Origin of the sequence: Arthrobacter sp. zg.Y820 (assembly GCF_030125555.1) — a bacterium.
GTDB lineage: Bacteria > Actinomycetota > Actinomycetes > Actinomycetales > Micrococcaceae > Arthrobacter_B.
Genome location: NZ_JASKLX010000001.1, coordinates 594,600 through 615,548, shown reverse-complemented (window position 1 = coordinate 615,548; position 20,949 = coordinate 594,600). Strand labels below are relative to the sequence as shown.

At 62.8% G+C, this 20,949-nt stretch carries 26 protein-coding genes; all 26 read right to left on the bottom strand.

The genetic code is table 11. The features are described from left to right. Positions 1 to 11 precede the first annotated feature (11 nt). Positions 12 to 584, bottom strand: coding sequence for an adenylate kinase (locus QNN99_RS02920; protein WP_229964897.1), 573 nt, complete (start codon positions 582 to 584; stop codon positions 12 to 14). Then, a complete protein-coding gene (gene secY / locus QNN99_RS02915) occupies positions 581 to 1,891 on the bottom strand; it encodes a preprotein translocase subunit SecY (RefSeq protein ID WP_229964896.1) in 1,311 nt (436 codons plus the stop codon). Before secY ends, QNN99_RS02920 begins: the two co-directional genes overlap by 4 nt. Before the next feature lie 252 nt (positions 1,892 to 2,143). Beyond that, positions 2,144 to 2,608, bottom strand: a complete 465-nt coding sequence (rplO, locus tag QNN99_RS02910) for a 50S ribosomal protein L15 (RefSeq protein WP_229964895.1) — start codon at positions 2,606 to 2,608, stop codon at positions 2,144 to 2,146. 1 nt (position 2,609) lies between these two features. Then, entirely contained in the window at positions 2,610 to 2,822 is a 213-nt protein-coding gene (gene rpmD / locus QNN99_RS02905) for a 50S ribosomal protein L30 (protein ID WP_229964894.1), read from the bottom strand. Beyond that, on the bottom strand, positions 2,822 to 3,499 hold the full coding sequence (gene rpsE, locus QNN99_RS02900) for a 30S ribosomal protein S5 (RefSeq protein ID WP_210228079.1): 678 nt from the start codon (positions 3,497 to 3,499) through the stop codon (positions 2,822 to 2,824). The genes rpmD and rpsE overlap by 1 nt, the downstream gene beginning before the upstream one ends. A gap of 29 nt (positions 3,500 to 3,528) precedes the next feature. Next, positions 3,529 to 3,912 carry a 50S ribosomal protein L18 gene (rplR, locus tag QNN99_RS02895; RefSeq protein WP_229964893.1) on the bottom strand — a complete coding sequence of 128 codons (384 nt, stop codon included), beginning with the start codon at positions 3,910 to 3,912 and terminating at the stop codon, positions 3,529 to 3,531. 2 nt (positions 3,913 to 3,914) lie between these two features. Beyond that, a complete protein-coding gene (rplF, locus tag QNN99_RS02890; protein ID WP_229964892.1) occupies positions 3,915 to 4,451 on the bottom strand; it encodes a 50S ribosomal protein L6 in 537 nt (178 codons plus the stop codon). Between the two features lie 18 nt (positions 4,452 to 4,469). Beyond that, entirely contained in the window at positions 4,470 to 4,868 is a 399-nt protein-coding gene (gene rpsH / locus QNN99_RS02885) for a 30S ribosomal protein S8 (RefSeq protein ID WP_152219769.1), read from the bottom strand. A 90-nt stretch (positions 4,869 to 4,958) separates the two neighbouring features. After that, positions 4,959 to 5,528 carry a 50S ribosomal protein L5 gene (gene rplE, locus QNN99_RS02880; RefSeq protein WP_152219770.1) on the bottom strand — a complete coding sequence of 190 codons (570 nt, stop codon included), beginning with the start codon at positions 5,526 to 5,528 and terminating at the stop codon, positions 4,959 to 4,961. Next, a complete protein-coding gene (gene rplX / locus QNN99_RS02875; protein WP_210228071.1) occupies positions 5,528 to 5,887 on the bottom strand; it encodes a 50S ribosomal protein L24 in 360 nt (119 codons plus the stop codon). The genes rplE and rplX overlap by 1 nt, the downstream gene beginning before the upstream one ends. Before the next feature lie 3 nt (positions 5,888 to 5,890). Continuing rightward, a complete protein-coding gene (gene rplN / locus QNN99_RS02870; RefSeq protein ID WP_055239356.1) occupies positions 5,891 to 6,259 on the bottom strand; it encodes a 50S ribosomal protein L14 in 369 nt (122 codons plus the stop codon). Between the two features lie 358 nt (positions 6,260 to 6,617). Continuing rightward, positions 6,618 to 6,923, bottom strand: a complete 306-nt coding sequence (rpsQ, locus tag QNN99_RS02865; RefSeq protein WP_229964891.1) for a 30S ribosomal protein S17 — start codon at positions 6,921 to 6,923, stop codon at positions 6,618 to 6,620. Beyond that, entirely contained in the window at positions 6,920 to 7,252 is a 333-nt protein-coding gene (gene rpmC, locus QNN99_RS02860; protein WP_229964890.1) for a 50S ribosomal protein L29, read from the bottom strand. Before rpmC ends, rpsQ begins: the two co-directional genes overlap by 4 nt. A gap of 2 nt (positions 7,253 to 7,254) precedes the next feature. Beyond that, positions 7,255 to 7,671 (bottom strand): 50S ribosomal protein L16, encoded by a 417-nt coding sequence (rplP, locus tag QNN99_RS02855; protein WP_229964889.1) that lies wholly within the window; start codon positions 7,669 to 7,671, stop codon positions 7,255 to 7,257. Next, the gene (rpsC, locus tag QNN99_RS02850; protein ID WP_229964888.1) at positions 7,672 to 8,514 is read right to left on the bottom strand and encodes a 30S ribosomal protein S3; all 843 of its coding nucleotides are present in this window, start codon (positions 8,512 to 8,514) and stop codon (positions 7,672 to 7,674) included. It abuts the gene before it with no gap. Then, positions 8,515 to 8,880, bottom strand: a complete 366-nt coding sequence (gene rplV, locus QNN99_RS02845) for a 50S ribosomal protein L22 (RefSeq protein ID WP_229964887.1) — start codon at positions 8,878 to 8,880, stop codon at positions 8,515 to 8,517. Positions 8,881 to 8,918: 38 nt separating this feature from the next. Further along, complete coding sequence (gene rpsS, locus QNN99_RS02840) at positions 8,919 to 9,200, bottom strand: 30S ribosomal protein S19 (protein ID WP_104052734.1); 282 nt, start codon at positions 9,198 to 9,200, stop codon at positions 8,919 to 8,921. A gap of 12 nt (positions 9,201 to 9,212) precedes the next feature. Further along, entirely contained in the window at positions 9,213 to 10,052 is an 840-nt protein-coding gene (rplB, locus tag QNN99_RS02835) for a 50S ribosomal protein L2 (RefSeq protein ID WP_152219783.1), read from the bottom strand. A 31-nt stretch (positions 10,053 to 10,083) separates the two neighbouring features. Further along, complete coding sequence (gene rplW / locus QNN99_RS02830) at positions 10,084 to 10,389, bottom strand: 50S ribosomal protein L23 (protein WP_104052736.1); 306 nt, start codon at positions 10,387 to 10,389, stop codon at positions 10,084 to 10,086. Continuing rightward, positions 10,386 to 11,000, bottom strand: a complete 615-nt coding sequence (gene rplD, locus QNN99_RS02825) for a 50S ribosomal protein L4 (RefSeq protein WP_229964886.1) — start codon at positions 10,998 to 11,000, stop codon at positions 10,386 to 10,388. The genes rplW and rplD overlap by 4 nt, the downstream gene beginning before the upstream one ends. Before the next feature lie 4 nt (positions 11,001 to 11,004). Further along, entirely contained in the window at positions 11,005 to 11,661 is a 657-nt protein-coding gene (gene rplC, locus QNN99_RS02820; RefSeq protein ID WP_229964885.1) for a 50S ribosomal protein L3, read from the bottom strand. Between the two features lie 17 nt (positions 11,662 to 11,678). Then, a complete protein-coding gene (rpsJ, locus tag QNN99_RS02815) occupies positions 11,679 to 11,987 on the bottom strand; it encodes a 30S ribosomal protein S10 (RefSeq protein ID WP_003803825.1) in 309 nt (102 codons plus the stop codon). Between the two features lie 559 nt (positions 11,988 to 12,546). Further along, a complete protein-coding gene (locus QNN99_RS02810) occupies positions 12,547 to 12,678 on the bottom strand; it encodes a hypothetical protein (protein ID WP_269439121.1) in 132 nt (43 codons plus the stop codon). Positions 12,679 to 12,708: 30 nt separating this feature from the next. Further along, complete coding sequence (locus tag QNN99_RS02805) at positions 12,709 to 17,082, bottom strand: hypothetical protein (protein ID WP_229964884.1); 4,374 nt, start codon at positions 17,080 to 17,082, stop codon at positions 12,709 to 12,711. A gap of 264 nt (positions 17,083 to 17,346) precedes the next feature. Further along, the gene (tuf, locus tag QNN99_RS02800; protein WP_229964883.1) at positions 17,347 to 18,537 is read right to left on the bottom strand and encodes an elongation factor Tu; all 1,191 of its coding nucleotides are present in this window, start codon (positions 18,535 to 18,537) and stop codon (positions 17,347 to 17,349) included. A 222-nt stretch (positions 18,538 to 18,759) separates the two neighbouring features. Next, complete coding sequence (gene fusA, locus QNN99_RS02795; protein ID WP_229964882.1) at positions 18,760 to 20,874, bottom strand: elongation factor G; 2,115 nt, start codon at positions 20,872 to 20,874, stop codon at positions 18,760 to 18,762. Positions 20,875 to 20,949: the final 75 nt, after the last annotated feature.

Here is a 20,949-nt window from a genome sequence, read left to right as displayed (position 1 = left end):
CTTCTAACTCTTTAGCTAATATCCTTGAGGACTTCCATGACGCGCTCGGTGACATCGTCGATGCCGCCCAGCCCGTCGACCCGAGCCACGATGCCGCGCTGGTCATAGCTGGCGACGACGTCGGCGGTCTGGGCCTTGTAGAGGCCCAGGCGGTGCCGGATGACGTCTTCGTTGTCGTCGGCGCGGCCTTCGATCTGCGCCCGCTTCAGCAGGCGTTCCACGAGCTCTTCGTCGTCGGCGGTCAGCTGCAGGACGACGTCGAGCTTCTGGCCCTTGCTGGCCAGGATGTCGTCGAGTTCTTCGACCTGCGCGGCGGTGCGCGGGTAGCCGTCCAGGAGGAAGCCGTCGGCGACGTCGTCTTCGAGCAGCCGGGCGCGCACCATGTCATTGGTGACGCTGTCCGGCACGAAGTTTCCGGCGTCGATGTACTTCTTGGCTTCCAGGCCCAGCGGCGTCTCGTTCTTGACGTTGGCGCGGAAGATGTCGCCCGTGGAGATTGCAGTGACACCAAGCCGGTCCGAGATCCGGGCGGCCTGTGTTCCTTTACCGGCGCCGGGAGGCCCGATAATGAGCATTCTTGTCATCGCAATAACCCTTCGTAGTGACGTTGCTGCAGTTGCGCGTCAATTTGTTTGACTGTTTCAAGTCCCACACCAACCATGATGAGGATCGAGGTTCCGCCGAACGGGAAGTTCGCATTCGCTCCGACCAGTACCAGGGCGATTAGCGGAATCAGGGCTACAAACCCCAAGTAGAGAGCGCCGGGCAGAGTGATGCGGGAGAGCACATACTGCAGGTATTCGGCGGTGGGGCGGCCGGCCCGGATGCCCGGGATGAAGCCGCCGTATTTCTTCATGTTCTCGGAGACTTCCTCCGGGTTGAACGTGATCGACACGTAGAAGTACGTGAAGAACACGATCATCAGGAAGTAGAGCGCCATGTAGAACGGATGGTCGCCGCTGGTGAGGTAGTTGTTGATCCAGACGACCCATTCCGGCGGGGTGCCGGTGGAGGGCGTGTTGAACTGGGCAATCAGCGACGGCAGGTAAAGCATCGAGGAAGCGAAGATCACGGGGATGACGCCGGCCATGTTCACCTTGATCGGAATGTAGGTGTTGGTGCCGCCTACCGTCTTCCGACCGACCATGCGCTTGGCGTACTGCACCGGAATCCGGCGCTGGGACTGCTCCACGAAGATCACGAGGGCGACCACCAGGATGCCGACGGCGAGGACAGCCAGGAACACCGTCCAGCCCTGGGCGCTGAGAATGGCTCCGAGGGAGCTCGGGAAACCGGCGGCGATCGAGGTGAAGATCAGCAGCGACATGCCGTTGCCGACACCCTTTTCGGTGACCAGTTCACCCATCCACATGATGAGGCCGGTACCGGCGGTCAACGTGATGATCAGCAGCAGGACCGTGATGATGTTGTCGTCCGGGATGATCGGCACGGAGCAGGCGTTGTTGAACAGCGCTCCGGTGCGGGCCAGCGAGACGACGGTGGTGGCGTTGAGCAGGCCCAGGGCGATGGTCAGGTACCGGGTGTACTGCGTCAGTTTCGACTGGCCCTGTGCGCCTTCCTCATAGAGTGCCTGGAAGTGGGGGATCACGACGCGCAGCAGCTGAACAATGATGCTGGCGGTGATGTACGGCATGATGCCCAGGGCAAAGATGGAGACCTGCAGCAGGGCGCCGCCGCTAAAGAGGTTAACGAATTCGTAGAGGCCACCCGAGGTGGCACCCAGAGCCAAGCACTGCTGCACATTGCCGTAGTCAACACCCGGGGCCGGGATAAAAGCACCCATGCGGAAGATAGTGATGATTCCCAGCGTAAACAACAGCTTGCGTCGCAGGTCTGGCGTCCGGAAAGCCCGGCCAATAGCGCTAAGCAAGCGTCCTCCTGAATGAGATCTGAAGTAGGTGAGTCCGATTGGACTGGTAACAAAAACAGAGTCTAGCCGCTCTGACCCCGTAGAACGTTAACGAAGCCCGCGGCGGGGTAGTGCCTTAAAACAAACTAAACCCCCGGCGGGCCGACAGGCGGCCCGCCAGGAGTTTAGTCGTCGTTCTGAGAGCAGCGCAGCGGACTGCCGGCGGCCGGTTGCCCGGCCGCCGAAAGTCGTTGCGCGAAACGGACACGGTGCTTAGAGCGCCGTTGTCGTTCCGCCTGCTGCAGCGATCTTCTCTGCCGCACTGGCGGAGAAGGCATCGGCCGTGACATTCACCTTGACGGTGATGTCGCCGGTGCCCAGAACCTTGACGGGCTGGTTCTTGCGAACGGCGCCCTTGGCAACCAGATCAGCAACCGTGATCTCGCCGCCTTCGGGGAACAGCTCCGAGATCTTGTCCAGGTTTACAACCTGGAACTCGACACGGAACGGGTTCTTGAAGCCGCGAAGCTTCGGCAGACGCATGTGCAGCGGCAGCTGGCCACCGGCGAAACCGGCCTTGACCTGGTAACGGGCCTTGGTGCCCTTCATACCGCGGCCTGCAGTCTTACCCTTGGAACCTTCACCGCGGCCAACACGGGTTTTGGCCGTCTTGGCACCGGGTGCCGGACGCAGGTGATGAACCTTCAGCGCGTGTTCGTTGTTGTTTTCTTCGGCCATGTTAATTCGCCTCCTCAACCTTCACGAGGTGCGGAACCGTGTTGATCATGCCAACGGTCACGGCGTCTGCGGTGCGAACGGTGGTAGCACCGATGCGTCGCAGGCCCAATGAGCGCAGCGTGTCCTTCTGATTCTGCTTACCACCGATGGTGGACTTGATCTGGGTGATCTTCAGTTTTGCCGTGCTGACGGCAACGTTCTTCGGAGTAGTCATCAGGCACCTGCCTTCTGCATGTTGCGGAGCATCGCGGCAGGCACAACCTCGTCCAGCGGCAGGCCGCGGCGTGCAGCCACTGCCTGAGGCTCTTCGAGGCGCTTCAGCGCATCAACCGTGGCGTGCACGATGTTGATGGCGTTGGAGGACCCGAGCGACTTGGACAGAACGTCGTGGATTCCGGCGCATTCGAGAATGGCGCGGACCGGACCACCGGCGATAACACCGGTACCCGGGGAAGCCGGACGCAGCAGGACGACGCCTGCAGCAGCTTCACCCTGGACCAGGTGGGGAATGGTTCCACCGATGCGCGGGACGCGGAAGAAAGTCTTCTTGGCTTCTTCAACGGCCTTCGCGATAGCGGAGGGAACTTCCTTGGCCTTGCCGTAACCAACACCGACCATGCCGTTGCCGTCACCGACAACTACCAGGGCGGTGAAGCTGAAGCGACGACCACCCTTGACGACCTTGGCAACGCGGTTGATGGTCACGACGCGTTCAATGAACTTGTCCTTCTCATCGTTGCGTCCGCCGTCGCGGCCACCGCGGCCACCGCGTTCGCCGCGGCCTCCACGGTCGGAGCGCTGCTCGCCCTTGCGGCCGCCGCGGCGGTCGTCAGTGGCGGGAGCTGCGGCGTCCTTGGTCTCAGTTGCCTGCGCAGCTGTAGCTTCAGTCACCTGGTTTTCCTTTTCCTTGTTAACCTCGGTCACAGTGACAGCCCACCTTCACGTGCGCCGTCAGCAACGGCCGCGATGCGGCCGTGGTAGCGGTTGCCACCGCGGTCGAAGACAACGGCTTCTACGCCGGCAGCCTTCGCACGCTCTGCAACGAGCTCGCCAACACGCTTGGACTTGGCGGTTTTGTCGCCTTCCAGTGCGCGCAGGTCGGCTTCCATGGTGGAAGCCGATGCCACGGTAACGCCGCGGATGTCATCGACAACCTGGACGAATACGTGGCGGGCCGAGCGGTTAACAACCAGGCGCGGACGAGCCGCGGTACCGGAGATCCGCTTGCGGATGCGAAGCTGGCGGCGGTTACGCGCAGCCGACTTGCTCTTGGAATTGCGCTTCTTATTAATGCTGATGGCCATGGTTACTTACCAGCCTTTCCGACCTTGCGGCGGACAATCTCGCCGGCATAACGAATACCCTTGCCCTTGTAGGGATCGGGCTTGCGCAGCTTGCGGATGTTGGCCGAAACCTCGCCCACCTGCTGCTTGTCGATGCCGGACACTGTGACCTTCGTGGGACCCACGACGGTAAGCGTGATGCCCTCGGGTGCCGTGACCGGAACCGGGTGGCTGTAGCCCAGGGCGAACTCGAGGTCCGCTCCCTTGGCCTGCACGCGGTAACCGGTGCCGACGATTTCCAGGTCCTTCTTGTAGCCTTCGGTCACACCGGTGATCATGTTGCTGATCAGGGTGCGGGTCAGGCCGTGAAGGGCACGGGATTCGCGCTCGTCGTTCGGGCGGGCAACGGTGATGGTGCTGTCGTCGAGCGTGACAGTGATCGGGCTGGGCACAGTGTGGCTCAGCTCGCCCTTGGCACCCTTGACGGATACGAGGTTGCCGTCAACGGCAATTTCTACTCCGGCAGGAACCGGGATGGGCAGACGTCCAATACGTGACATTTTTCTTTCCCTTCCCTGCTACCAGACGTAGGCGAGGACTTCCCCACCTACACCCTTCTTGGCGGCCTGGCGGTCGGTCAGGAGACCTGACGACGTCGACAGGATTGCGATTCCCAGACCACCGAGAACGCGCGGCAGGTTGGTGGACTTTGCGTAAACGCGCAGACCGGGCTTGGAGATACGACGCACGCCGGCGATGGAACGCTCGCGGTTCGGACCGAATTTGAGATCAAGGGTCAGCTTCTTGCCGACGACGGCCTCTTCTTCCTTCCAGCCGGCGATGTAGCCCTCGGCCTTCAGGATGTCAGCGACGCGCGCCTTGAGCTTGCTGTAAGGCATGGACACGGTATCGTGATATGCCGAGTTTGCATTGCGCAGACGCGTAAGCATGTCTGCGACAGGATCTGTCATTGTCATTGGGCTCTTGCCCTCCCTCGTAACGGTTTCCTGCGGAGCTCCGACTCAGGCGCACCTGAGGAGAGGTCCGTCGGACCTGTTACGTAGTAATTAATCTTCGGATGTAAACGGGAAGCCGAGCGCCTTCAGCAGCGCGCGTCCCTCGTCATCGGTCTTTGCGGTGGTAACCACGGTGATGTCCATGCCGCGAACGCGATCAATCTTGTCCTGATCGATTTCGTGGAACATCGACTGTTCGGTCAGACCGAACGTGTAGTTGCCGTTGCCGTCGAACTGCTTGCCGTTCAGGCCGCGGAAGTCGCGGATACGCGGCAGCGCCAGGGTAACCAGGCGATCGACGAATTCCCACATGCGGTCTCCACGCAGAGTTGCGTGGCAGCCGATGGGCATGCCTTCGCGCAGCTTGAACTGTGCGATCGACTTGCGGGCCTTCGTGACCTGAGGCTTCTGACCCGTGATCTGGGTCAGGTCCTTGACTGCACCGTCAATGAGCTTGGAGTCCTTAGCGGCATCTCCAACACCCATGTTCACAACCACCTTGACAAGGCGGGGAACCTGGTTGACGTTAGCGTAGTTGAATTCGTCCTGCAGGGTCTTCTTGATCTCCGCTGCGTAGCGGGTCTTCAGACGGGGGACGGTCTTGGTGACGGTCTCAGTCATTAGAGGTCCTTCCCAGAGCCCTTGGCGACGCGGATACGCACAGTGCGCTCACGGCCGTCTTTTTCGACGATTTCCTGACGGTAGCCAACGCGGGTCGGCTTCTTCGTTTCCGGGTCAACGATTGCGACGTTGGAAACGTGGAGGGGAGCTTCGACAATCTCGATGCCACCGGTCTTCGAGCCCTTGGAGGACTGGCCGACCTTGGTGTGCTTCTTGACAGTGTTGACGCCTTCAACCAGGACGCGGTTCGTGTCGGTGTAAACCTTCAGAACCTTGCCCTGCTTGCCGCGGTCTCCGCCGCGGGCAGCAGTTGCACCGCTGATGACCTGAACGAGGTCACCCTTTTTGATTTTTGCCATGGACTACAGCACCTCCGGAGCCAGCGAAATGATCTTCATGAACTTCTTGTCGCGAAGCTCGCGGCCGACCGGGCCGAAGATGCGGGTACCACGGGGGTCTCCGTCATTCTTCAAGATCACTGCAGCGTTCTCATCGAACTTGATGTAGGAACCGTCCTGGCGACGGCGTTCCTTCTTGGTGCGAACGATGACGGCCTTAACCACATCGCCCTTTTTGACGTTGCCGCCGGGAATTGCATCCTTGACGGTGGCAACAATGGTGTCGCCAATGCCTGCGTAGCGACGTCCGGATCCACCGAGAACACGGATGGTCAAGATTTCCTTGGCACCAGTGTTGTCGGCGACCTTAAGCCGCGACTCCTGCTGAATCACTTATAACTCCTGTCGTCGCGCCGGTTCTCAGAACTGAGCCTGGCGGAACGGATATGGGTGGACCCCGTAATACTGGTACTCAGCACTCCCCCGCTGGGGGCTGCGCCGCGGCGGACCGCGGCAACGTGCCGAACAAGATTATCGGGCTTTTGTCTCATACGGCGGTGAGGATGCCGCGCCCAAAACTGGACACACTTCCGCACCGCACAGACAAGATTTCAAGTTTATCGCGAAAGGGCCCCGGATGCGAAATCGGATGATAACGCGGCCGGGGCCCTGTCGCCGGTGGGCGGTTGCCGGCGAGCCTTTCCCTACTGGGAGCGGCTCACCGGCGGGCCGGCCGGATGTACTGCTTTAGTTACTTGGCCTTCTCGAGGATCTCGACCAGGCGCCACCGCTTTGTAGCGGAGAGCGGCCGGGTTTCGGCGATCAGCACGAGGTCTCCAACGCCGGCAGCATTCTGCTCGTCGTGGGCCTTGAGCTTCGAGGTGCGGCGAAGCACCTTTCCGTACAGGGCGTGCTTGACGCGGTCTTCAACCTGAACAACGATGGTTTTTTCCATCTTGTCAGAGACCACGTAGCCGCGTGCGGTCTTCCGGTACCCGCGGGCATCGGCTCCGTTTGCGTCAGTTGTCACTGCTGCCTCATTCTTGTTTTCACTCATTTGGCATCATCCTCAGCGACCTCGGCCGGAGCTTCAGACTCGGTAGCCTTCTTCTTGGACTTCTTCGCTGCCTTTGCAGGAGCTGCTTCCTCGACGGGAGCAACGACCTCGGGACGAATCCCCAGCTCGCGCTCACGCAGCACCGTGTAGATGCGTGCGATGTCGCGCTTCACTACGCGCAGACGGCCGTGGCTTTCCAGCTGACCGGTTGCGGACTGGAAGCGGAGGTTGAACAGTTCTTCCTTGGCCTTGCGAAGTTCCTCGACGAGACGGTCCTTATCGAAGCCATCCAGCTGCTTCGGTGCCAGTTCCTTTGAACCAATTGCCATTTCTATTCACCACCCTCGCGACGCACAATGCGTGCCTTCAACGGCAGCTTATGGATCGCCAGGCGCAGGGCCTCACGAGCTACCTCTTCACTTACACCGGAGATCTCAAAGAGAACCCGGCCCGGCTTGACGTTTGCAACCCACCACTCCGGAGAACCCTTACCGGAACCCATGCGGGTTTCGGCAGGCTTCTTCGTCAGCGGACGGTCCGGGTAGATGTTGATCCAGACCTTTCCGCCGCGCTTGATGTGGCGCGTCATGGCAATACGGGCAGCTTCAATCTGGCGGTTGGTGACATACGCAGGCGTCAAAGCCTGGATGCCCCACTCGCCGAAGCTGACTGCAGTGCCGCCGGTTGCAGCGCCGGAACGACCCGGGTGGTGCTGCTTACGGAACTTGACTCGACGTGGGATAAGCATTTAAGCCTGTCCTCCTTCTGCTGCGGGGGCAGCTGCCTCAGCGGCCGGAGCCTCTGCAACAGCAGGCGCGGCGGCCTTGTCGCCACGCTCGGGACGACGACGACGCTCGCCGCCGCGGTCTCCGCGGTCGGCCGGGCCGCGGCCCGGACGGTCGCTGGAGCGGCCGCGGGACGGTGCAGCAGCCTGCTGTGCAGCCAGTTCCTTAGCGGTGACGTCGCCCTTGTAGATCCAGACCTTCACGCCGATGCGGCCGAAGGTGGTCTTGGCTTCGAAGAAACCGTAATCGATCTGCGCGCGGAGGGTGTGCAGGGGCACACGGCCTTCGCGGTAGAACTCGGAACGGCTCATTTCAGCGCCGCCCAGACGACCGGAGCACTGGATACGGATACCCTTGGCGCCGGCACGCTGTGCGGACTGGATGGCCTTCTTCATCGCACGGCGGAAAGCCACGCGGGAAGAGAGCTGCTCAGCAACGCCCTGGGCAACAAGCTGAGCTTCCATCTCGGGGTTCTTGACCTCGAGGATGTTCAGCTGAACCTGCTTGCCCGTGAGCTTCTCCAGCTCGCCGCGGATGCGGTCTGCTTCGGCGCCGCGGCGGCCGATAACGATACCCGGGCGGGCCGTGTGGATATCCACGCGGACACGGTCGCGGGTGCGCTCGATCTCAACCTTGGCGATGCCGGCGCGGTCCATGCCCGTAGACATGAGCTGGCGGATCTTGATGTCCTCGCGGACGAAGTCCTTGTAGCGCTGGCCCGGCTTGTTGCTGTCAGCAAACCAGTGCGACACATGGTCAGTGGTAATGCCGAGTCGGAACCCGTGCGGGTTAACCTTCTGTCCCACTTAGCGTTCCTCCTCGATCTTGGGGGTTGCAACAACCACGGTGACGTGGCTGGTCCGCTTGTTGATGCGGTATGCGCGGCCCTGTGCACGGGGCTGGAACCGCTTCATGGTGGGCCCTTCGTCAACGAATGCATCGCTGATGAAGAGGTCACCCTCGTCGAAGGCCACGCCGTCACGGTCCGCGAGGACACGTGCGTTGGCCATGGCCGACTGAACTACCTTAAGTACCGGCTCCGATGCTGCCTGGGGGGCAAACTTCAGAATTGCCATTGCCTCATTCGCTTGCTTGCCACGAACAAGGTTGACGACGCGCCGGGCCTTCATAGGCGTTACGCGGATATGACGCGCAATTGCCTTGGCTTCCATTGCTTTCCTTCTCTCGTCTTCTGCCGAAAGAGCAGCGCCTAGCGGCGCTTGCCCTTGCGGTCGTCCTTCACATGGCCGCGGAATGTCCGCGTCAGGGCGAATTCGCCGAGCTTGTGCCCGACCATCGACTCCGTGACAAACACCGGAATGTGCTTACGTCCATCGTGTACGGCGATCGTGTGCCCGAGCATGTCGGGGATGATCATCGAACGACGGGACCACGTCTTGATGACGTTCTTGGTGCCCTTTTCGTTTTCGGCCGCTACCTTAAGGAACAGGTGCTGGTCGACGAAGGGGCCTTTCTTCAGGCTGCGTGGCATGTTTCCAGGCTCCTATCGCTTGTTCTTGCCGGAACGACGGCGACGCACAATGAGGTTGTCGCTCTCTTTATTGGGGCGGCGTGTGCGGCCTTCGCGCTTACCATTCGGGTTGACCGGGTGGCGTCCACCGGAGGTCTTACCTTCACCACCACCGTGCGGGTGGTCGACCGGGTTCATGGCGACACCGCGGACGGTCGGGCGTACGCCCTTCCAGCGCATACGGCCGGCCTTACCCCAGTTGATGTTGGACTGCTCGGCGTTGCCGACCTCGCCGATGGTGGCGCGGCAGCGCGCGTCGACGTTGCGGATTTCGCCGGAAGGCAGACGCAGCTGGGCGAAGCGGCCTTCCTTGGCAACAAGCTGAACCGATGCACCGGCGGAGCGGGCCATCTTGGCACCGCCGCCCGGACGCAGTTCAACGGCGTGGATGGTGGTACCCACGGGGATGTTGCGCAGGGGCAGGTTGTTGCCGGGCTTGATATCAGCGCCGGCGCCGGCCTCTACGTGGTCGCCCTGCTTGAGCTTGTTCGGGGCGATGATGTAACGCTTGGTGCCATCAACGTAGTGCAGCAGTGCAATGCGAGCGGTACGGTTCGGATCGTATTCGATCTCGGCAACGCGAGCGTCGACGCCGTCCTTGTCGTGGCGGCGGAAGTCGATCAGACGGTACTGACGCTTGTGTCCACCACCCTTGTGCCTGGTCGTGATCTTACCGGTGTTGTTACGTCCACCCTTTTTGGGCAGCGGGCGTACCAACGACTTTTCCGGCGTCGACCGCGTGATTTCGGTGAAGTCGGCGACACTCGAGCCGCGACGGCCCGGTGTAGTCGGCTTGTATTTACGGATTCCCATTATTTATTTCCTCGTTAAAGTGGTCTCCGCCCTAGCTGAGCGGACCGCCGAAGATGTCGATTGTGCCGTCTTTCAGGGTGACAATGGCGCGCTTGGTGTTCTTGCGCTGTCCCCATCCGAACTTGGTCCGCTTGCGCTTACCGGCACGATTGATGGTGTTGATCGAGTCGACCTTGACGGAGAAGATTTTCTCCACGGCCAGCTTGATCTCGGTCTTGTTGGAGCGGGGGTCGACCAGGAAGGTGTACTTACCTTCGTCGATCAGGCCGTAGCTCTTTTCCGAAACGACGGGTGCCAGCACCACGTCGCGAGGGTCCTTAGCGGTGGTCGCGCTCACTTGGCGTCCTCCTTGACAGTGTTCTTGCCGACGAACTCGTCGTAGGCAGCCTTGGTGAAGACCACGTCATCGGCAACAAGCACGTCGTAGGTGTTCAGCTGATCTACGTAGATCACGTGAACATCGGTGAGGTTGCGCACGGACAGTGCGGCAACATCATTGGCGCGCTCGATGACAACGAGCATGTTCTTGCGGTCGGAAAGTGAACGCAGCGAATCGCGTGCAGCCTTGGTCGACGGCGTTTCGCCGGCTACCAGGGTTTCCAGCACGTGGATGCGGCCGTTGCGTGCCCGGTCGGAGAGAGCCCCGCGCAGTGCGGCGGCAATCATCTTCTTGGGGGTGCGCTGGCTGTAGTCGCGGGGTGTCGGTCCGTGGACGACGCCACCACCGGTCATGTGAGGAGCACGGATGGAACCCTGACGGGCGCGGCCGGTACCCTTCTGCTTGAACGGCTTGCGGCCTGCACCGGAGACCTCTGCGCGGGTCTTCGTCTTGTGCGTACCTTGGCGGGCAGCTGCAAGCTGAGCAACTACTACCTGGTGCAGAAGAGGAACGTTCGTCTGAACGTCGAAGAGCGCTGCGGGGAATTCAACAGTGGTTTCGTTAGCCATGAGACTAAGCTCCCTTCACGGCGGTGCGTACGAGGACGACCTGGCCGCGGGCGCCGGGAACGGCACCCTTGATCAGCAGCAGCGACTTCTCGGCATCCACACCGTGAACCGTGAGGTTCATTGTGGTGTGGCGGACGGCGCCCATACGGCCAGCCATCCGCATACCCTTGAAGACGCGGCCCGGGGTGGATGCGCCACCAATGGAACCGGGCTTACGGTGGTTCTTGTGTGCACCGTGGGAGGCACCGACGCCGTGGAAGCCGTGACGCTTCATGACACCGGCGAAGCCCTTGCCCTTGGAGGTTCCGGTGACGTCGACCTTCTGGCCGGCTTCGAAAATCTCAACAGAGAGTTCCTGGCCCAGCTCGTAGGTGTCGGCGTCAGAGGTGCGCAGTTCGACAACGTGACGGCGAGGCGTAACGCCTGCCTTTTCAAAGTGGCCGGCCAGCGGCTTGGTCACCTTGCGCGGGTCGATCTGGCCGTAGCCGATCTGAACGGCCGTGTAGCCGTCCCTTTCCGCGTTGCGCAGCTGTGTAATGACGTTCGAGTCAGCCTGAACGACGGTGACGGGGATGAGCTTGTTGTTCTCGTCCCAGACCTGGGTCATGCCCAGCTTGGTGCCCAGAAGGCCCTTGACCTGGCGTGTAAGTGAAGTAGACATAAGTATCCGCTCCCCCCCTACAGCTTGATTTCGATGTTCACGTCTGCCGGCAGGTCGAGACGCATGAGCGAATCAACGGCCTTAGGCGTGGGGTCAATGATGTCGATCAGACGCTTGTGCGTGCGCATTTCAAAGTGCTCGCGGCTGTCCTTGTACTTGTGCGGCGAACGGATAACGCAGTACACGTTCTTTTCCGTGGGCAGCGGCACGGGGCCTACTACCGTTGCGCCTGCACGCGTGACCGTCTCAACGATCTTCCGTGCTGATACGTCGATGACCTCGTGGTCATACGACTTCAGCCGGATGCGGATTTTTTGTCCCGCCATGGCGTCGTGCCTCTTTCTTCGAGTATTGCTCTCTGTACAGTTTTTGTACCTAGCTGCCTTTACGGCCTGGCACTCCTCCAACAGACTGAATCCGGATAAATCCGGGTTCCTCACCCTGCCGAGGCTCCGACCCCCGCGCTCGGGCGTGTCGCGGATTCTTCATCTGCGAGACCCAGGGCAAGATTGGGGGCGGGTTATATATGGGCTTTTCCCCTGAAGGACTCGACCCTGCGTCAGGCATTATCCTGACCGGGACGACATCTCATCATGTGCTGCCTGCCGGTTGAACCGGCCGAACGAGCATATGTGGGCACAAAAGCGCTTGAACAACTTCTCCAGTCTGCCAGAATCACGGCGATTCCGCCAATCCGGCGGCCGCCTGCGACTGGCTGGCCGCGATGCTCCGCGGCGCCTGCAGCATGTTCCGTTGTTCAAAGTTTCCGGCAATTCATCGATCACGCAATGATCGGTTCAGCAATCACCGGCAAGTCAACGGTCTCCAGTCTAGCGCAGCGCCCGACCCACGGAAAACCGCGGGATCCGCGCGGCGCCCCGGCTCCTAGGGCCTGTCTCCGCGGTTGGACCGTCGAATGCGCTTGGCACGGTCGATCTCGCGGCGGAAATGCCGCCTGCCCCACGCAACGGTGCCGACAACGGCCACGACCACAGCGAGAATAATCAATAATTCCATCTGTCGATAATAGACCAGCCGGCCGGCGCCCTAGCTTCCGGTCTCCCCGGCGGCGTCGGCGCGTACGCGGGTCAGGCGCCAAACCGCCAGCGCGATCAGTGCCGCCGCGAGCAGTGCCAGGAGCAGGAACGTGTAGCCGCGCAGGTACCAGAGCACCGCCAGGGCCACGCCCGCTGCTCCCCACACAGTGAACAGGCGCCTGTTGGTCAGGACGCCGAACCCCAAAAGCCCGGCATGGGCCACCAGCGCCCACACCTGCTCGGTGGCATCTGCGCTGACAATGCTGCTGACACCCGTGCAGGAAAGCAGCCCAGCCGACGCGGCCAGGACGGCAGTGCCGCGCTGCCCGCGGCCCCGCCGGTACTCGTAGGCGGCAAGGGCGGCCAGGACCACCACCCAGTACTGCAGGAACCAGAACCAACCGGCGCCGTCGACGGCGTACCAAATGATCCGCTGAACGGACAGCGCGGCCACCAGCGCTGCGGCTTCTCCGGCCGTCTCCCGCCACGCCCGCGGAAACTCCCGCACCGCAGCTGCCAGGGCGGCGGCGAGGACCACCGATCCGTACACGGCTGAAACATGTTCGGACGGCATGGCGGAGATGCCGGCTCCCGCGGCAATGATGGCGGCTCCCGAGCCGAGGATGCCCTGGCGGAGCACAGTGCCGGCGGTCCGCGGCAGGACGGACAGCACGTATCCCGCCGCATAGAGAAGCAGTGCGGCCGCGAATCCGGACGACAGCCGGGCGGCTGCGTCGTGTGGCGCAGTCGCGAGCACGTCCCGGACGAGCCAGGACTGGATGATGAAGGCTGCAACGGGAACCAGGACCACGGTCACGGCGGTCAGCCATGGAAGCCTCCGGGTAAAGGAGACGACCAGGAAGCCCGCGGCAGGCAACAGGATGCCCAGCCCCGTCAGCAGCCTGTTCCCGTTCAACCCGGCCAGGGACAATGCCAGCGCGCAGTACAGCGCCCCGCCGGCAAGCAGCGGATTGCGGACGGCGGCGCCGATGGCGCTGCGGGTGTCCGCGGCCAGGGCAACCGCGGCGAACACCAGCAAAAGAACACAGGCAGCGGCCAGGCTCAGCGGTGCCGGTACCTCCGAGGACCCGTTGAGGGGGGTTCCGGAGTCGCCGAAGCCAAACACGCTTGTCAGGACGACCGGCAGCATGCCCAGCGCATAAACGGCGGAATACAGGATTGCGGCGTCCCGGTCCGCCACGCTGACCGTCGCCGCCATACCCAGCAGCAGGGACAGGGTTATCACGACGACGCAGCGCCGGGCATCGCCGTCGGCGGCAGCGGCATATATCAGGGGCAGCAGCGCCAGCACCCCCGCGCTCCCCCAGAGCGCAGCCCTGCCCAGCTGCCGCAACCCCGCGCCGGCATACCGGCCCTGCAGCAATGTCCGCACAACCTGCTGCCCGGCCACGGAGACGGCCACCGCAATAAACGTGCCGTGGACGGTCAACTCCAGGTCCGCCGCCACCAGGGCTGTCAGGATTGTCAGCAGGACCTGCCCCGCCAGCAGATAACCGCCGCGGCAGCCGGCCCGGGCACCGCGGACCACCATGAAGCCGCAGTATCCCAGCGCAGCCGCCGTGAGCGTCTCATAGCCGCGGATCCCGAGCAGGCCGGCGCCGACCACGCCGGCAGCGGCAAAACCTGTTGGACCACTCCACTGCAGCCAGGATTTCTCCGGGACGAACCGTCCCAGAACCAGCGTCGTCAGCACATTGGCTGCCAGCGCCGCGAACAACGCCCCCACCGTCAAGGTGGTTTGCGGAGCTTCCGCCAGCCGCAGCCAGACCGTCAGCGCTGTCACCAGTGCTGCGGCCGCCGCCAGCGAACCGTTCGGGAACGGCACCGGCCTGCCTGCGGCCCTTCGCCCCACCACCGACATCTGGATGAACAGTGCGCTGCCGGCCGCTATGGCCAGGAGCAGAGGCTGCATCCAGGGCAGCGGACGGGCTGCCAGCGCCTCGTAGGCCAGCGGGAGGAGCACCAGCACGCCGGTGCTTCCCCACTGGGCCGTGGTTACCAGCTGCCCCATACCCGCTCCGGCGAACCGGTCCTGCAGGAGGATGCGCAGCACCTGTTGCAGAGCCACCGAGAGAGCTGCGGCAACAAACATTTCATGCACCGTGAAGTCCAGGTCCGCCGCCGCCAGGGCCAGCAGGATGGTCAGCAGCACCTGCCCGGCCAGCAAGTAGCCGCCCCGGCGGCCAACCCGTGCCAGGCGCACCGCCATGAGCCCGCTGTAGGCCAGCGCGGCACCGGTCACGACTTCGTAGCCGCGCACGCCCAGCACGCCGGCGCCCACGAGGGCAGCCGCGGCGAAGCCGGCCGGGCCCATCCATTCCAGCCAGGACCGTTCCTCAAAGAACCGGCGCAGCACCAGGGAAGTCACCGCATTTACCGACAGGGCGGAGAACAGGACCCACAGCGTCAGCGTGATCTCCGGGTGCTCCGTAAACCGCAGCCACAGCGCCAGCAGCGCCGCCAACCCGGCCGCCGCAGCCATCACCGGAACTTCCCGGCGGGTGGATGGTGCCGTGCCAGCGGGCGCTGCGCGGTTCAGCAGGAACACGGAAAGGAGCTGGTTGAGCATCACGGCGGCACCCGTCCAGAGCAGAGACCGTGTCCAGGCTTCCCGGGCACCCGCTCCTGCGGTTTCCAGGACCGCCATCGAACCCACGGCAACCAGCACGACCGCTGTTCCCCGTACCCACAGCAGCAGGTCCTCCTTCGCCGGACCGGAACTGCGCCCTGCTCGGACGCTGTAATAGCCGGTCAGCAGCACACCCAGGACAACCGCCGGCCACAGCGTGCCCGTCTCTCCGTTGAGCCGGGCCAGGAATCCCAGCAGGGCTGCACCGGCCGGAGCGGCGTTCGGGATAACCGTGATCCTCGATGCCCCGGCCATGCACGTCAGCAGCACCATCACGGCAGTTGCGGTGAACAGGATCGCACTGGTGCTGCCTCCCGGCAGCAGCCCCGCCGCGGACTGGCCTGCGGCGAGTCCGGCCAGTATCTGCAGCACGCTCACGAGCACATAGTCAGTGACAAAAAACCGTTTGCCGCCCAGCGCCGAATATCGGCGGCGCAGGGCCAGCAGGCCGGCGGCCTGCACGAGCAGGAGCAGCGATGAGGCGAGAACGGCTGCCGCGGTGTCGTCGGTCATCTTGTAGGCGAGAACCGTCAGGCCGGCTGTGGCCGCAGCCCGAAAGCCGTAGCTGCTGAGCAGCCGTTCCTTGCGGCGGGCCTGCAGAAAGACCACGGCGTAGTAGCAGGAGAAGGCCAGGAAGAGAAGGGAGAACTGCCAGCCGCCCAGTTCCACGGCTGTCAGAAGGGCTACCCCCGCCGTCGCCGGGACCAGAAAGCGGTGAGACTGGATAAAGGCGTTCAGATAGATGTTTCCGAGCCATGCGGGGCGGCGCAAGGCCACCAGCGACACGGCGGTGGCCAGGAGGACGGTAAACAGGAAATACCACATGATCCCGGACCGAATGGAGGCCCCGGACGCAAGCGCCGTGGAGAGCAGGAACGTCATGGAGAGGTAGGCCACCACCCGGCTGTCCAGCCGGGCCGCAGCATAGGCGTAGGCCGCGGTGCCCACCACTGACGTCACCAGCCATGCCGAGGGTGCATCGCGAAGTACGAGGTTGTGCAGGGCCAGCCCGACCACCGGGATGAGGGCCAGTCCGGTACCGGTAAAGGCAACGGCAGCAGGACGCAGCCGCCGGCTCCGGGCATGGACCACCAGCCCGCCGGCGTAGAACAGGCCCGCCACCACGGTAACGCCGGCGAACCGGGCACCCTCCGGGATGGCCAGCCCAATGAACAGCGACGCCGCGGCAACGAGCAGCAGGCAGGCGGCGTACAGCGTGATGTTGATGTTCCGCAGGTCCCGGCGTCGTTTGCGGGCCTCCTCCACAGCCGCCCGCTTGGCCAGTTCCTCCGCCGACGGCGGCTGAACCGGTGCGGGCCCGGCCGGCGGGACAGGGGCCGGGACGGGCGGCCCGGCGTTCTCCTCGAACCAGGCGCCGTCCGGCGCTGCAAGTCCGGGCAGCGGCGGGGTCGACGGCGGGGCGTCAGAAACCGGCGCCTGCGGCGGGGCGGCAAAGGATGACGGGGCCGCAAAGGATGACGGGGCGGTCACCGGTGCCGGGACGGTCAACGGTGCCGGGACGCCGAACGGTGTCGGAGCATTCTCCCGCTGCCCTGTACCCGCCGCAGCCGCAGCCGCAGCACTGCGGTAGCCGGCCCGGAACCCGTCGTCATATGCCCGGGAAACGGCGTCGGACGCGGCCGCGGGGTCGGCGGTTGCGGGGGCCGCTGCAGATTTCCGCGGCGAGACGGCACCGCGGGAGAACCAGCCGATGGCGAATCCGATGCCAGTCAATATGAGCACCACCGCCAATAAGAATGTGCCCATAGCTTGAGAACCCCCCGGTAACCGACTGCTTATTCCACATCCTAGGGGCGGCAGGAGAATTTCACGGGGTCCGGCTCACACTGTGGACAGACGGCGACCTGGGCAGACGGCCGCCGCGACCGGGCCGGAAATGCAAGAAGTCCCCGCTGCCAGTGGCAGCGGGGACTTCTTTTCAGTTCGTGACCGGCCGCTGGGGCCGGCAACTCACCGAAGAGTCAGCAAGTAAGGAAATTACTTGATGATCTTGGTGACACGGCCTGAACCAACGGTGCGGCCGCCTTCGCGGATAGCGAAGCCGAGGCCTTCTTCCATGGCGATGGGCTGGATGAGCTCTACGGTCATCTCAGTGTTATCGCCGGGCATAACCATTTCCGTGCCTTCCGGCAGGGTGATAACGCCGGTTACGTCCGTGGTGCGGAAGTAGAACTGCGGGCGGTAGTTCGAGTAGAACGGGTTGTGGCGTCCGCCTTCATCCTTGGACAGGATGTAGACGTTGGCTTCGAAGTCGGTGTGCGGGGTAATGGAACCCGGCTTCACGATGACCTGTCCACGCTCTACGTCTTCGCGCTTGATACCGCGAAGCAGGAGGCCACAGTTCTCGCCGGCCCATGCTTCATCAAGCTGCTTGTGGAACATCTCGATACCGGTAACCGTGGTCTTCTGGACCGGACGGATGCCGACAATCTCGACCTCGGAGTTGATGGCGAGGGTACCGCGCTCGGCGCGGCCCGTGACAACGGTTCCACGACCGGTGATCGTGAAGACGTCCTCGATCGGCATCAGGAACGGCTTGTCCTTGTCGCGGATCGGGTCCGGAACGCTCTCGTCAACGGCTTCCATGAGCTCTTCGACGGCTGCAACCCACTTGGGGTCGCCTTCGAGAGCCTTGAGGCCGGAGACGCGCACGACGGGAACGTTGTCGCCGTCGAATTCCTGGGAGCTCAGCAGTTCGCGAACTTCCATTTCAACGAGGTCCAGAAGTTCCTCATCGTCGACCATGTCGGACTTGTTCAGTGCGACCAGCAGGTAGGGAACACCAACCTGGCGGGCGAGCAGAACGTGCTCGCGGGTCTGTGCCATCGGGCCGTCGGTAGCGGCAACCACGAGGATCGCGCCGTCCATCTGAGCTGCACCGGTGATCATGTTCTTGATGTAGTCAGCGTGACCGGGGGCGTCTACGTGTGCGTAGTGGCGCTTCTCGGTCTGGTACTCGATGTGAGAGATGTTGATGGTGATGCCGCGCTGGCGCTCTTCAGGTGCAGAGTCGATAGCAGCGAAATCGCGCTTTTCATTCAGATCAGGGTACTTGTCAGCAAGTACCTTCGAAATGGCAGCGGTCAACGTCGTCTTACCATGGTCAACGTGACCAATGGTGCCGATGTTGACGTGCGGCTTAGTCCGCTCGAACTTTGCCTTCGCCACGGGTTCCTCCTAGAAAGGTTGAAGACTCAATCTTCAACAGCGCTTCTCGCTGCTGAAACTGATGTAAGTCTACTGGGGGCTGTTTATTTGATGAAATTGCCGTATTTCCGCAGCAGCCTGGCGAGGCCGCTCAGTCTGGCTATGCAGCGGGCTTCCGGCCGGAGCCTTGGCCCGCTGCACACGGCTGGTGTTCCGAGATTTCCCGGAACACCAACCAGGGTTTTATTCGCCGCGCACCTTCTGGATGATCTCGTCGGCTACTGCCTTCGGGACCTCTGCGTAGCTGTTGAACGACATGGAGTACACGGCGCGGCCCTGCGTCTTTGAACGCAGGTCGCCGATGTACCCGAACATGCCGGACAGCGGCACGTGGGCGCGGATGACCTTGACGCCTGCGGCGTCTTCCATGGACTGCATCTGGCCGCGGCGGGAGTTGATGTCACCGATAACTTCACCCATGTATTCCTCAGGGGTGCGGACTTCAACATCCATCAGCGGTTCGAGCAGGACAGGGTTCGCCAGGCGGGCGGCTTCCTTGAAAGCCTGTCGTCCGGCGATCTTGAACGCCATTTCCGAGGAGTCAACATCGTGGTAGGCGCCGTCAAGCAGGCTTGCCTTGATGCCGACCACGGGGTAACCGGCGAGCACACCCTCGGTGAGGGCGCTCTGGATACCCTGGTCAACGGAGGGGATGTATTCGCGCGGAATACGGCCACCGGTGACCTTGTTGGCGAACTCGTAGAATACGCCTTCCGACGTATCCAGCGGCTCGAGAGCGATCTGGACCTTTGCGAACTGGCCCGAACCACCGGTCTGCTTCTTGTGCGTGTAGTCATGCTTGGCCACAGCGCGCTTGATGGTTTCGCGGTAAGCAACCTGGGGCTTGCCCACGTTTGCTTCGACGCGGAATTCGCGGCGCATGCGGTCAACCAGGATGTCCAGGTGCAGCTCGCCCATACCGGCGATGATCGTCTGGTTGGTGTCTTCGTCGAGGGAGACCTGGAAGGTCGGGTCCTCTTCGGAGAGCTTCTGGATGGCCGTGGAAAGCTTCTCCTGGTCACCCTTCGTCTTCGGCTCGATGGCCACGGAAATCACGGGCTCCGGGAAGCTCATGGATTCCAGCACGATCGGGTTCTGAAGGTCGCACAGGGTGTCGCCCGTGGTGGTGTCCTTCAGGCCGATGGCGGCGTAGATGTGGCCCGTCGTGATCTCGTCAACAGGGTTTTCCTTGTTGGCGTGCATCTGGAAGAGCTTACCGATGCGCTCCTTCTTCTGCTTGGTCGCATTCATGACCTGAGCACCGGAAGCAGCGTGACCGGAGTACACGCGGATGTAGGTCAGACGCCCGAAGAACGGGTGCGTCACAACCTTGAACGCCAGGGCCGAGAACGGAGCGTTGGCATCAGCGGCGCGTTCGAGAATGATCTCTTCGTCGCGGATGTCGTGGCCCTTGATGTTCGGCACGTCAAGCGGGTTCGGCAGGTAGGCGACGACGGCGTCAAGCATCGGCTGTACGCCGCGGTTCTTGAACGCCGAGCCGCAAAGCACCGGGTAGACCAGCGAGTTGATGGTCAGGTGGCGGATGCCGGCCTTGATTTCCTCGAGGGTGAATTCTTCACCTTCGAGGTACTTGTCCATCAGCTCGTCGCTGGCCTCGGCCACAGCCTCGATCAGCGCAGCGCGGTATTCTTCTGCCTTTTCCTGAAGATCGGCCGGGATGGGCTCGATCTCGTACTTGGCGCCCATGAGCACATCGCCCTTGGAGTCGCCGCGCCAGGTCAGGGCACGCATTTCGACGAGGTCGACAACGCCCTCAAACTCGTTCTCGGCACCGATGGGCAGCTGGATAACCAGCGGCTTGGCACCAAGGCGGTTGATGATGGTGTCAACGGTGAAGTAGAAGTCAGCGCCGAGCTTGTCCATCTTGTTGACGAAGCAGATGCGCGGGACGTTGTACTTGTCGGCCTGGCGCCAGACAGTCTCGGACTGCGGCTCCACGCCTTCCTTGCCGTCGAAAACGGCTACGGCGCCGTCGAGCACGCGCAGGGACCGCTCAACTTCGACAGTGAAGTCAACGTGACCCGGGGTGTCGATGATGTTGATCTGGTTGTTGTCCCAGTAGCACGTGGTTGCTGCGGAGGTAATGGTGATACCCCGCTCCTGCTCCTGTGCCATCCAGTCCATCGTGGAGGCGCCGTCGTGCGTCTCGCCGATCTTGTGGTTGACACCGGTGTAGAACAGGATGCGTTCGGTGGTGGTGGTCTTGCCGGCATCAATGTGGGCCATGATGCCGATGTTGCGGACCTTGTTCAGGTCGGTAAGCACGTCAAGTGCCACGGTTTCTCCCTTATTTGGTGTTTGCCGGTTCGACTGCGTTTATCTGCTTTGGGCCCTGCACCCCGCCGCAGCGGG

Bases quoted from the DNA above. Each gene is read 5' to 3' on its own strand.
- QNN99_RS02920 (WP_229964897.1), bottom strand. From the start codon at position 584: ATGACAAGAATGCTCATTATCGGGCCTCCCGGCGCCGGTAAAGGAACA.
- rplO (WP_229964895.1), bottom strand. From the start codon at position 2,608: ATGGCCGAAGAAAACAACAACGAACACGCGCTGAAGGTTCATCACCTG.
- rpmD (WP_229964894.1), bottom strand. From the start codon at position 2,822: ATGACTACTCCGAAGAACGTTGCCGTCAGCACGGCAAAACTGAAGATC.
- rplR (WP_229964893.1), bottom strand. From the start codon at position 3,912: ATGGCCATCAGCATTAATAAGAAGCGCAATTCCAAGAGCAAGTCGGCT.
- rplF (WP_229964892.1), bottom strand. From the start codon at position 4,451: ATGTCACGTATTGGACGTCTGCCCATCCCGGTTCCTGCCGGAGTAGAA.
- rpsH (WP_152219769.1), bottom strand. From the start codon at position 4,868: ATGACAATGACAGATCCTGTCGCAGACATGCTTACGCGTCTGCGCAAT.
- rplE (WP_152219770.1), bottom strand. From the start codon at position 5,528: ATGACTGAGACCGTCACCAAGACCGTCCCCCGTCTGAAGACCCGCTAC.
- rplX (WP_210228071.1), bottom strand. From the start codon at position 5,887: ATGGCAAAAATCAAAAAGGGTGACCTCGTTCAGGTCATCAGCGGTGCA.
- rpsQ (WP_229964891.1), bottom strand. From the start codon at position 6,923: ATGAGTGAAAACAAGAATGAGGCAGCAGTGACAACTGACGCAAACGGA.
- rpmC (WP_229964890.1), bottom strand. From the start codon at position 7,252: ATGGCAATTGGTTCAAAGGAACTGGCACCGAAGCAGCTGGATGGCTTC.
- rplP (WP_229964889.1), bottom strand. From the start codon at position 7,671: ATGCTTATCCCACGTCGAGTCAAGTTCCGTAAGCAGCACCACCCGGGT.
- rplV (WP_229964887.1), bottom strand. From the start codon at position 8,880: ATGGAAGCCAAGGCAATTGCGCGTCATATCCGCGTAACGCCTATGAAG.
- rpsS (WP_104052734.1), bottom strand. From the start codon at position 9,200: ATGCCACGCAGCCTGAAGAAAGGCCCCTTCGTCGACCAGCACCTGTTC.
- rplB (WP_152219783.1), bottom strand. From the start codon at position 10,052: ATGGGAATCCGTAAATACAAGCCGACTACACCGGGCCGTCGCGGCTCG.
- rplD (WP_229964886.1), bottom strand. From the start codon at position 11,000: ATGGCTAACGAAACCACTGTTGAATTCCCCGCAGCGCTCTTCGACGTT.
- rplC (WP_229964885.1), bottom strand. From the start codon at position 11,661: ATGTCTACTTCACTTACACGCCAGGTCAAGGGCCTTCTGGGCACCAAG.
- rpsJ (WP_003803825.1), bottom strand. From the start codon at position 11,987: ATGGCGGGACAAAAAATCCGCATCCGGCTGAAGTCGTATGACCACGAG.
- QNN99_RS02810 (WP_269439121.1), bottom strand. From the start codon at position 12,678: ATGGAATTATTGATTATTCTCGCTGTGGTCGTGGCCGTTGTCGGCACC.